The organism is Neisseria sp. HMSC074B07 (assembly GCF_001810355.1).
GTDB lineage: Bacteria > Pseudomonadota > Gammaproteobacteria > Burkholderiales > Neisseriaceae > Neisseria.
In genome coordinates this window covers 68,262-79,678 of the sequence record NZ_KV800939.1, presented here as the reverse complement: position 1 = coordinate 79,678, position 11,417 = coordinate 68,262, and the positions used below count along the sequence as shown (strand labels likewise).

Here is an 11,417-nt window from a genome sequence, read left to right as displayed (position 1 = left end):
AAGGTCGTCTGAAATCCCTTTCAGACGACCTTTTCATTTTCTTACTGTCTAATTCAATTAGCCGATTTCGTTATACTTAGTCGGCAAACTGTTTTTTCATACGTTCGCGGCGTTCTTGTGCTTCCACGGAAAGTGTCGCAGTCGGGCGGGCAAGGAGGCGTTTGAGGCCGATGGGCTCGCCGGTATCCGCGCAGAAGCCATAATCGCCTTCGTCGATACTGCGGATGGTTGCTTGTACTTTACCTAAAAGTTTGCGCTCACGGTCGCGGGTGCGCAGTTCCAGCGCGTACTCTTCTTCTTGAGTAGCGCGGTCGGCAGGATCGGGAGCCGATTCGTGTTCTTGCAGGTGGCCGGTGGTGGCAGATGCGTTTTCAATCAGTTCGTCTTGCATTTTTACCAGCAGTTCGCGGAAGAATGCCAACTGGTCACTATTCATGTAGTCTTCTTCCGGGCCGTCCCAATTCAAAATGTCTTGTTCTGTCAGCTTTGCCATAATTTTTCTTTCAATCTATTGCGGGAAACGAAATGCTACTCAAGTGGTTTATTTTATTGATTTCTTAGGACTTCTTTTCTCAAGCCCGTTTGGAAATGGCGGCATGATACCATGTTTTCACAGTCGTGTTTTCGATTTTCACTTTTTTGCATTTTGCTTACGTCATACTGCAAATTCTTAATGAACTCGCTGTCTATTGCAGTAGCCACAAGTTGATTTGGCGGGTAATTTGGGGCGATAGACTGCTTAACCAGATCCACAGTAATAATGCCAATATACTACCTGAAAAATCGTAGCGTCCGTACTTTAAAAACTGTACGGGAGAAAGTATGGGGCGATATATCCGTTCCAGCGCGACGGAAAGTTGGGAATAGGGATCTTTAATACTGAGCACCATGCGGATAAATAACCCTATCAATAACACATAAGCTGCTGATTTAATTGTATTCAATACTGCCAGTATAAAATTGGCGATGATGATTTTTGCGCTGAATGCGGTAGGCTGCGCCACTAAAGTAATGAAGGTGAATGCGATGTAATATAACAACAGTCCCGACAACAGGCAGGCTGGGTCGTATTTTTTAACCGGCAGAATTTTATGTAGCGGGTTGACCAGCCAATCGGTTGATCGCTTGCTGAACGCCAAGAGCGCATGATTTTCACTCAATCCCGCCGCTTGCAGGAAGAGACGTGCCAAACACAGGATAACGATGCCGTCGGCAAGCAATATCAATAAATCTCCGCGCATTTTCAGACGACCTTATATTGTTGTGCCATTTCCTGCGAACGCTTGACGCAGGCTTCCACGCCTTGGGCAATGGCTTCGGCGACGCAGCATGATTTGAACGTTTCGATGGCTTCGTGGGTGGTTCCGCCTTTGGAAGTAACGTTTTGCTGCAGTTTCGCGAAGTCTTCGCCGCTTTGCTCTGCCAAGGCAACTGCGCCTTTAAACGTGGCGAGACTGAGGGCGCGGGCATCTTCTTCGCTGAACCCTTGCGCCTGAGCGGCAGTTTGCAGCGCGCTAAGCAGGTAAAAGACGTAGGCAGGACCGCTGCCGCTAATGCCGGTAATGTTGTGCAACTTGTCTTCTTCGTCCAGCCAAACGGTCAAACCGACGGAACGCATAATCCGGTCGGCGGTGGCGCGGTCGGCTTCGGATACTTCGGCTTCGGCAAACATGCCGGATACGCCCAAACCGATTTTTCCCGGCGTATTGGGCATGGTGCGGACAATGCGGCGTGTTCCGCCAAGGTAGCGGCTGAGGGTATCAATAGACAAACCGGCGGCAACGGATAGCACCAATGCGCCGTTGACACGAACGTTGTGGCACGCGGCTTCCATGTCCTGCGGTTTGACGGCAAGAATCAAAACGTCGTCTGAATGCAGTTCGGGCAGGGATTCAGAAACTTCAACATTCAATTCCTTTGCCAAACGCTCGCGTTTTTCCGCACCGCGGTTGGCGATGTGGATGCGGTATCCACCCTGCTTGACCAATCCGCCCGCGATGGCGGCTGCCATATTGCCGCCGCCTAAAAAGTAGATGTTCATAAATTTCCTTAAATTTTTAAATGAAATACATTACTATAGTGGCTTAACTAAATCAGGACAAGGCGACGAAGCCGCAGACAGTACAGATAGTACGGCAAGGCGAGGCAACGCCGTACTGGTTTAAAGTTAATCCACTATACTTGGGGTCGTCTGAAATGCCGTTCCCACCAAAGCGGAAAATTTCAGACGACCTTTTTACCAACGAACGCTTTCGGGCAGCGATGTTCGGTGTAAACCCTGTTTTTCCAAAAATCTATTGCTGCCGGCTTTTTGGGCTTGCACCAGCCTGATTAGGACTCGCATGGATACCAGCCATCAACCGACAACCCGTTAACGTCAAACAAAGCAAAACAGTCAAGATAATCTGTTTTATTGACTGTCTTTCCCTTTTGGTTCCCGTCTGCCGAAAATCGCGCTGCCGATGCGCACATGCGTTGCACCGCATGCGACCGCCACAGGCATATCGCCGGACATGCCCATAGACAACACATCCGCGCGGACACCCGCCGCGTTCAGGTCGGCAAGCAGTTTCTGCATGGTTTGGAACTGAACGCGCAATTCCTCATCATCGCTGTCGGCTTTGGCGACACACATCAACCCGCGTACAACCACATTCGGCAACTTCGCCACTTCCACCGCCAGCGCGACCGCCTCATCGGGCGCAACGCCGTGTTTCGCCTCCTCGCCCGCGATATTGACTTCGATGCACACCTGCAAAGGCGGCATTTCGGGCGGACGCTGTTCGCTCAAGCGGCGGGCGGTTTTCAGACGACCTATCGTATGCACCCAATGCGCGCGTTCGGCAACAAATTTGGTCTTGTTTGACTGCACATCGCCGATGACGTGCCAAACAATGTCGGGCAAATCCGCAAGTGTTTCCGTTTTCTCGTACCACTCCTGAATATAGTTTTCACCGAAATCACGCTGCCCTGCGGCATATACCTCGCGGATGTCGTCTGAAGGGAAGGTTTTGCTGACAGCAATCAGACCCACTTCGCCCGCCTGCCTGCCCGCCTTTTGCTCGGCTTCGGCAATGCGGCGGCACACCTCCGCATAATTTTGTTGCAATACCGACATGATTTCTTCCTTTATTACATCAATTACAGCGATTTTGAAAATTTTACTTGGTCTGAACGGTTTATGTATTTAAAATAATACAATTTATCGGAACCTGAACAGGGAAATGCCCGGCATTCCGCATCCGCATTTTAAATCGGGTTCCGCCTCATTATTCTAAACTAAAACAAGGCCACATTATGCAGATTACCGACTTACTCGCTTTCGGCGTCAAAAACAAAGCTTCCGACCTTCACTTAAGCGCCGGAATGTCCCCCATGATCCGCGTTCACGGCGACATCCGCCGCATCAACCTGCCCGAAATGTCCGCCGAAGAAGTCGGCAACATGGTCACTTCGGTCATGAACGACCATCAGCGCAAACTGTTCCAACAAGATTTGGAAGTGGACTTCTCCTTCGAGCTGCCCAACGTCGCCCGTTTCCGTGTCAACGCATTTACCTCCAACCGCGGCCCTGCTGCCGTCTTCCGTACCATTCCGAGCGACGTATTGACGCTGGAAGACCTGCGCGCCCCGCGTATTTTCCAAAAAATCGCCGACAACCCGCGCGGCTTGGTATTGGTAACCGGCCCGACCGGTTCCGGTAAATCCACCACGCTGGCGGCAATGATCAACTACATCAACGAAACCCAACCCGCACACATCCTCACCATCGAAGACCCGATCGAGTTTGTCCACCAAAGTAAGAAAGCCCTCGTCAACCAGCGCGAGCTGCACCAACACACCCACAGCTTTGCCAACGCTCTGCGTTCCGCATTGCGTGAAGACCCCGACGTGATCCTCGTAGGCGAGATGCGCGACCCCGAAACCATCGGCCTCGCGCTGACTGCCGCCGAAACCGGCCACTTGGTATTCGGTACGCTGCACACCACCGGCGCCGCCAAAACCGTGGACCGTATCGTCGACGTATTCCCTGCCGGCGAAAAAGAGATGGTGCGTTCGATGTTGTCCGAATCCCTGCGCGCGGTTATTTCACAAACCCTGCTGAAAACCCGCGACGGCAACGGTCGTGTCGCCGCACACGAAATCCTCATTTCCACCCCCGCAGTGCGCAACCTGATCCGCGAAAACAAAATCGCCCAAATCAACTCCGCGCTGCAAACCGGTCAATCACACGGCATGCAAACCCTCGACCAAGCGCTGCAAACCCTCGTCCGCCAAGGTACCATCAGCCCCGACGTAGCCCGCAGCAAAGCGCAAAACAGCGACAGCATGACCATCGTCTGATAAATACATTCCATTATCGGGAACAAACCAGGTCGTCTGAAAACGCAGTTTCACAACGAGGAAGCCCGTTTCCCATTTTCAGACGACCTCCGCAAGGCAGGCAACACCCAATAACAAACAAACCGCCCGCCGGTCTCAATATTCACTTACTGATAAAGAGTACACAAAATGAGCGAAACAACTCCTTTACACGACTTACTCAGCGAAATGGTGCAAGCCTACTCGCAAAAAAACCAACCGCCGCACATCCCCACCCCCGCCGAAATCGGTACACACCTCCATCCCCTGCTCGACCGCATGTGCGTCGAAGCAGAAAAACGCGGCGCATCCGACATCTTCATCAGCGCAGGCTTCCCGCCTGCCGTCAAAGTCAGCGGTACCCTGACCCCCGTCCCGCACAAAGCCCTGACCGGCGAAGACACAGCCGCCATCGTCGAATCCACCATGAACCCCGAGCAGCTTGAAACCTTCAACCGCGAATGGGAACTCAACTACTCCGTCCAATCCCGCAGCAACACCCGTTACCGTGTCAACGCCTACCACGAACAAGGCCGCGTCGGCATGGTCTTGCGCCGCATCAACCAAGAAATCCCCGAAATGGAGAGCCTCGGCCTGCCCGCCAAACTCAAAGACCTCTCCCTTTCCCCGCGCGGCCTGCTGATCCTTGCCGGCCCGACCGGTTCCGGTAAATCGACCACCATGGCATCCATGCTCGACTACCGCAACCACAAAATGCCCGGCCATATCGTCACCATCGAAGACCCGATCGAATTCATCTACAAACCCCGCCGCAGCATCTTCACCCAGCGCGAAGTCGGCATCGACACCAACGACTGGAAAATCGCCGTCCAAAGCGCGATGCGTCAAGCGCCTGACGTCGTCTGTATCGGCGAGGTGCGCAGCGAAGCCAGTATGGAATACGCCCTCCAGCTTGCCCAAACCGGCCACTTGTGCGTCTTCACCATCCACGCCAACACCGCCGCCCAAACCATCGAGCGTATCATCAACTTCTACCAAGAAGACCGACGCAAACAAGTCCTCATGGATTTGGCACTCAACCTGACCGGCATCATCGGCCAACGCCTCGCCATCAAGAAAAACCGCAGCCAGCGTACCGCCGTCGTCGACCTGCTGCTCAACACGCCCGCCATGCAGGATTTGATTTTCAAAGGCGAACTCATGGAAATCCGTGAACTCATGATGCGCTCCGGCACAGACGGCATGCAGACCTTCGACCAACACCTGTTCGAACTCTACATCCAAGATCAAATCGAATACGACGAAGCCCTACGCCAAGCCGTTTCCACCAACGACCTGCGCCTGCGCATCCAAATGCACGAAGAAGGCAACGACCCCGACCGCCTCTACGACCGCATCAGCGATTTGAACCTGATTTCGTAAACACCCAATTTCAGGCAAAACAAAGGTCGTCTGAAAACCTGAAAAAACCCGGTTTTCAGACGACCTTTGTCGCGCTTATGGCAATAAAGCCACACCAACCAATGTAAACCGCCATTTAAGCCTTTATCATTTTCTCCGCACTCCGCCTCCGCTGCCAAACGCACCCCTCTCCACACAGCAAGGTTCATAAATCTTCATACTTTTCATCGCACTTTACGCAAATTATAAATCGTACACCTCAACATTTCGGGCGATACAAATTCAGCCGTTTCAATGAATTACAAACGTTAAGCACTTGAGAAGATGGGTAACGCCTCGGCAAAGGCGGTTGCGGCTCATCCGCAAGCATCCGATACTGGATTCGTCGGAAGCAGAAACACGCTTCCTGTTTATCCGTGAAGGAGCATTATCATGAAAAAAACCTTACTGACTGTTTTATTGGCTACCGCTTCCGCCATCACTTTCGCTGACGGTTCTTTTACCGGCGCAGGCTTGGAAGTCGGCGCGGGCGCAACCAAAAGTGATGTGCGCAACGTTAATCTGAACGAAAAAACCAAAGGCGACGTTGCCGTACGCGGCAGCTACAACACACAATTCGGACAAAGCAACTGGATTGGCGGCGTTGAAGCCGGTGTCAAACCGCTGCACCGCAAAATCGCGGGCAATGCGAAACAAAAAGTCGATGCCAACGTTTCCTACGTCCAAGGCTACCGCCTGACCGACAACGCGCTGGCTTACGGTAAGGTCGGCTACCACTACGGCCGCTTCGACAATCTGAGCGCGAAACGCAACAATATGAACGGCCTCGGCTACGGCGTGGGCGCGAAATACGCCGTTGCACCGAATGTCGAAGTCGGTGCCGAATGGGAGCAAACCCGTTATAAAAAAGACAATTTGAAAGTCTACAACAACAGCTACATGGCTACCGTCGGCTACCGCTTCAAATAATCTTTTTTAAACAGGCAAAGGTCGTCTGAAACCGGATTTACGGTTTCAGACGACCTTTTTGTCGATTCGGGCATCTTAAACGATGCCCTCTTCTTTCAGCCTTCAGTCTTTACGCGTTTCCACCAAGACCATTTCGGCAGCGGCGACGGGTTCGGCTTCAACTTTCGGCACATCCGCGCGGCGCAGGCCGGATTCGGGTTCGGGTTGAACCTGTTCGGCAAGAGCTGCGACGGCTTCGGGATTGGTTTCGACGAACACCAAACCGCCTAAGTCGGGCATCGCGGCAACGGCAGGAACAGTTTCTTCCGGCTCGGTCGCTTCCGCTTGGCTTGCTTCCGGCGCAGTTTGCGATTCGGATTCTGCTGCTTGGGCGGCCGCTGCGGCCGCTGCGGCGGTGGCAAGGGCTTCGATGGCGGCGGCGGCTTCGCGTTCGGCTTTCCAAACGACCAGCTCTTCCTCCATTTCGGCGACGGCTTCGGCTTCACCTTCGGCAGGGACGGCAGTCATCGGTTGGTAGCCGTCTTCGGTTTCGATAGCGAACACGGAAGTCGGGGTTTCTTCAACGCTGCCGATGGCGGAGTCGATGATGCTGCATTCATCGTCGGTGCTGTCTTCGATCAGGATGCCGCTGTCCGCTTCTTCGCCTTCGATGGAGAACACGAAGGCTTCTTCAGTGGCCGCAACGGGTTCGGAAACGACGACAACCAAAGGCTCGGCACTATCCTCGGGAGCGGGGATGGTTACGGCAAACGGTTCTTCTTCGACAGGCTCGCCCATGACGTGCGCGGCGGCGAAGCGGACTTTGTCTGCGGTATCGTGGATATTCAGGTACTGCTCGATTTTGGCGGCAGACGGAATATTGCGTTTTTTACCGTTTTGACGGCGGTCGCGCTGATTGTTGCGTTCGCGGCGGTCGCGTTGGTTGTTGCGCTCGCGTTGGCGGCGTTCGTTGCCTTTCGGTGCATCGTTATCGGCGGTTTGCACGCCCTCTTCCGCTACGCTGTCCACTGCTTCGGACAAGGTTTCTTCCGCGCGGATTTCCGCTTGTTCGCGGTTGCGTTCGTTACGGTTGTTGTTGCGGCGGCGTTTGCTGCCTTGTGCCTGCTCGCCCGAACGGGATTCGTTTTCAGACGACGTTGCGGCGGCGAGTGCTTGGACTTCGAGGTTTTCGGCTTCCGCGGCGGCGTTGCGCTCGTTTTGGCGGTTGCGGCTGCGGCGGTTGTCTTTGGCGTTGCGGGTTTCGTTTTCCGCCGCCTGATTGTCCGCTGCTTTGTCTTTGAAGTCCGCCACTTCGCGCACTTCTACCTTGCTGCCGTCGTGCCTATTGTTGCGGCGCGGGTTTTGGCGGCGGTTGTTTGCGCGGTGGTTGCCGGAATTGCCGTTGCGGTTGTTGCCGTTTGAAGTGCGTTTTTCTGCCACTTCGGCAACAGGCGCGGTTTCGGCTGCGGTATTGCCGCCGAAAATGCGTTTGAGCCATGCTTTGAAGGTATCCCACCATGAACCGCTTTTCTGCTCGGATACGGTCGGGGCAGGCTGGGTATGGCGCACGCCTTTGACGGCGGGTTCGGGACGGGCGGCTTTGGCTCTTTCGCTGCCGAAAGGTTTGGCGGATTCGTCTTCTTCCGGCTCGGCAACGCGTTTGTAGCTCGGTTCGCCGTCTTCTTCTACGTCGTCGATGCGGATGCGGTTGATTTCGTAGTGCGGATTTTCTAAATGGATATTCGGAATCAGGACGACGTTGACGTCCAAACGCTCTTCCATCGCAAACAGCTCGGCGCGTTTTTCGTTCAACAGGAAGGTGGCAACATCGACGGGCACTTGGGCATGCACTTCGCCGGTATTGTCTTTCATCGCTTCTTCTTGAATGATGCGCAAAACGTGCAGGGCGGTCGATTCGATGCCGCGGATCACGCCGGTACCGGCGCAGCGCGGGCAGGCGACGTGGCTGCTTTCGCCCAAGGCGGGTTTCAGGCGTTGGCGGCTCAATTCCAAGAGGCCGAAGCGGGAAAGTTTGCCCATTTGCACACGGGCGCGGTCTTTTTTGAGCGCATCGCGCAGGACGTTTTCAACATCGCGCTGGTGCTTGGGGTTTTCCATGTCGATGAAGTCGATGACGACCAAACCGCCCAAGTCGCGCAGGCGCATTTGGCGGGCGACTTCTTCGGCGGCTTCCATATTGGTTTTGAAGGCGGTGTCTTCGATGTCCGCGCCGCGTGTCGCACGGGCGGAGTTGACGTCGATGGAAACGAGGGCTTCGGTGTGGTCGATCACAATCGCGCCGCCGGAAGGCAGGCTGACGCTGCGGGCAAACGCGCTTTCGATTTGGTGTTCGATTTGGAAGCGGGAGAACAGCGGCGTGTGGTCTTCATAGAGTTTCAGACGACCTACGTTGCTCGGCATGACGTAGCTCATAAACTCGGCAACTTGGTCATAAACCTCTTGATTGTCCACCAGAATTTCGCCGATGTCGGGACGGAAATAGTCGCGGATGGCGCGGATGAGCAGCGAGCTTTCCATGAAGAGGAGGTAGGGTTCGTGGTGCGCCTTGCCGGCTTCTTCGATGGCCTGCCAAAGCTGTTTGAGGTAGTTCAAATCCCATTCCAACTCTTCCGCGCTGCGGCCGATGCCGGCGGTGCGGGCGATGATGCTCATGCCGTTCGGAATGTCGAGTTCGGCCATGGCGGCTTTGAGTTCTTGGCGCTCTTCGCCTTCGATACGGCGGGATACGCCGCCGCCGCGCGGGTTGTTGGGCATCAATACCAGATAGCGTCCGGCCAGGCTGATGAAGGTGGTCAGCGCCGCGCCTTTGTTGCCGCGTTCGTCTTTTTCGACTTGGACGATGACTTCCATGCCTTCTTTGAGCACGTCCTGAATACGCGCCCTGCCGCCTTCGTAATCTTGGAAATACGAACGGGACACCTCTTTAAACGGCAAAAAGCCGTGGCGGTCGGTTCCGTAATCTACGAAACACGCTTCCAGCGACGGCTCGATACGGGTGATGATACCCTTGTAAATATTACCTTTGCGCTGCTCTTTACCCAGCGTTTCGATGTCCAAATCCAAAAGGTTTTGCCCATCGACAATGGCAACGCGCAACTCTTCGGCCTGCGTTGCATTGAACAACATTCTTTTCATAATCATTACCTCGCACAGGCGGGCAGCCTTTTCAGACGACCTGCCTGCTCTTTGTCAGACACTCTGCGAGGCGGGCGGGATTGGGCATAGCCCGCGCCCCTTTTCGGCGCGGAATGCAGAAACCCGGATGAGCAATCAGTTTTTGAATTGAAGTCCGCAAGGTTGCACGCCGCCCAAAACAATGCGGCCGTGTGCGGAAGGATACGGATAAAGAAGGCAATAAAGAACAATGCGGCGGAACACTCCGTCCGCCGCCGAAGTCCGGACGGTACAGGCCCGGCTTGAAAAACAGGTAGCCGACATCTTCTTATTATCGTTATGCCGGAAGTTTCGAACGGTGCGGCGCGGCAGGTTTGTCAAACACCCGCTCCTCGTCTTATGCCCGGTCAAATCGGCAAAATCAAATCAAACTTAATTACGCTCCTGCGTTTACGGGCTTTGGCATAAACGCAGGGAAAATGCTTTGCAGAGTGCGTTTTTAATATAAAATCTCGTTTTAACAATACCATCCGTCCCATACGGCCTGTTTGTACAGGTTTCTGCCGAAACGGATGTTCGGGATTATAGATGAAAACGCACGCAATAAGCAAAGATTCAGTCAGCCTGATTACCGTCGCCGAACACGAAGCCGGCCAACGCCTTGACAACTATCTGATAAAAATCCTCAAAGGCGTACCCAAAAGCCATATCCACCGCATTATCCGCGCCGGCGAAGTGCGCCTGAATAAAAAACGTTGCAAGCCCGACAGCCGCATCCAAACAGGCGACCTGCTCCGCATCCCGCCCGTGCGCACCGCCGAAAAACAAAGGTCGTCTGAAAACCGCGCCCAAGCCGTACCCGCGCGCGAATTCGACATCATCTACGAAGACGACGCGTTACTCGTTATCGACAAACCCGCAGGCATTGCCGTCCACGGCGGCAGCGGCGTGAGTTTCGGCATCATCGAACAAATCCGCCGCGCCCGCCCCGAAGCCCGCTATCTCGAACTCGTCCACCGCCTCGACAAAGACACCAGCGGCCTCTTGATGATCGCCAAAAAACGCAGCGCGCTCGTCAAACTGCACGAAGCCATCCGCAACGACCACCCCAAAAAAATCTACCTCGCGCTGGGCGTAGGCAAACTGCCGAACGACAGCTTCCACGTCAAACTGCCCCTGTTCAAATACACCGGCGCACAAGGCGAAAAAATGGTGCGCGTCAGCGAAGACGGACAATCCGCCCACACCATCTTCCGCGTGCTCAACCGCTTTTCAGACGACCTCCTGCACCAAGTCGGACTCTCGCACCTCACCCTCGTGCAAGCCACCCTGAAAACCGGCCGTACCCACCAAATCCGCGTCCACCTCCAATCGCAGCAATGCCCCATAGCCGGCGACGAACGCTATGGCGACTACCAAGCCAACAAACGCCTCCAGAAACTCGGTTTGAAACGGATGTTCCTCCACGCCGCCGAGCTACACCTCGACCACCCGCTGACAGGCGAAAAACTCATCTTAAAAGCCCCGCTGCCGCAAGACTTAGCACAATTTGTCTTAATGCTGGAAAACGCAGGGAAGGTCGTCTGAAACCCGTAGCGTGGGCTTTGCCC

General features: G+C 54.5%; 9 protein-coding genes. 4 read left to right on the top strand and 5 right to left on the bottom strand.

Annotated features, from left to right (window positions below; translation table 11 throughout):
* Nucleotides 1–76: 76 nt before the first annotated feature.
* The 4 genes from dksA to HMPREF2726_RS06970 form a co-directional block, all read right to left on the bottom strand.
* The gene (gene dksA, locus HMPREF2726_RS06985) at nucleotides 77–493 is read right to left on the bottom strand and encodes an RNA polymerase-binding protein DksA (protein ID WP_003767066.1); all 417 of its coding nucleotides are present in this window, start codon (nucleotides 491–493) and stop codon (nucleotides 77–79) included.
* 193 nt (nucleotides 494–686) lie between these two features.
* A complete protein-coding gene (locus HMPREF2726_RS06980; RefSeq protein WP_009312434.1) occupies nucleotides 687–1,241 on the bottom strand; it encodes a YggT family protein in 555 nt (184 codons plus the stop codon).
* 2 nt (nucleotides 1,242–1,243) lie between these two features.
* Nucleotides 1,244–2,041, bottom strand: a complete 798-nt coding sequence (gene proC, locus HMPREF2726_RS06975) for a pyrroline-5-carboxylate reductase (RefSeq protein WP_009312435.1) — start codon at nucleotides 2,039–2,041, stop codon at nucleotides 1,244–1,246.
* A 369-nt stretch (nucleotides 2,042–2,410) separates the two neighbouring features.
* On the bottom strand, nucleotides 2,411–3,118 hold the full coding sequence (locus HMPREF2726_RS06970; protein ID WP_009312436.1) for a YggS family pyridoxal phosphate-dependent enzyme: 708 nt from the start codon (nucleotides 3,116–3,118) through the stop codon (nucleotides 2,411–2,413).
* Nucleotides 3,119–3,297: 179 nt separating this feature from the next.
* Between HMPREF2726_RS06970 and HMPREF2726_RS06965 the strand changes: the two genes are divergently transcribed.
* From HMPREF2726_RS06965 to HMPREF2726_RS06955, 3 genes are all read left to right on the top strand, one after another.
* Nucleotides 3,298–4,344, top strand: coding sequence for a type IV pilus twitching motility protein PilT (locus HMPREF2726_RS06965; protein WP_003767088.1), 1,047 nt, complete (start codon nucleotides 3,298–3,300; stop codon nucleotides 4,342–4,344).
* Nucleotides 4,345–4,512: 168 nt separating this feature from the next.
* Nucleotides 4,513–5,745 (top strand): PilT/PilU family type 4a pilus ATPase, encoded by a 1,233-nt coding sequence (locus HMPREF2726_RS06960; RefSeq protein WP_009312437.1) that lies wholly within the window; start codon nucleotides 4,513–4,515, stop codon nucleotides 5,743–5,745.
* A gap of 411 nt (nucleotides 5,746–6,156) precedes the next feature.
* A complete protein-coding gene (locus HMPREF2726_RS06955; RefSeq protein WP_070602774.1) occupies nucleotides 6,157–6,693 on the top strand; it encodes a porin family protein in 537 nt (178 codons plus the stop codon).
* Nucleotides 6,694–6,795: 102 nt separating this feature from the next.
* Here the strand turns inward: HMPREF2726_RS06955 and HMPREF2726_RS06950 are convergent, their stop codons facing one another.
* Nucleotides 6,796–9,828 carry an Rne/Rng family ribonuclease gene (locus HMPREF2726_RS06950; protein ID WP_210399685.1) on the bottom strand — a complete coding sequence of 1,011 codons (3,033 nt, stop codon included), beginning with the start codon at nucleotides 9,826–9,828 and terminating at the stop codon, nucleotides 6,796–6,798.
* Between the two features lie 567 nt (nucleotides 9,829–10,395).
* Here HMPREF2726_RS06950 and HMPREF2726_RS06945 point away from each other — a divergent pair.
* A complete protein-coding gene (locus HMPREF2726_RS06945) occupies nucleotides 10,396–11,394 on the top strand; it encodes an RluA family pseudouridine synthase (protein ID WP_070602770.1) in 999 nt (332 codons plus the stop codon).
* The last annotated feature ends 23 nt before the right edge of the window (nucleotides 11,395–11,417 follow it).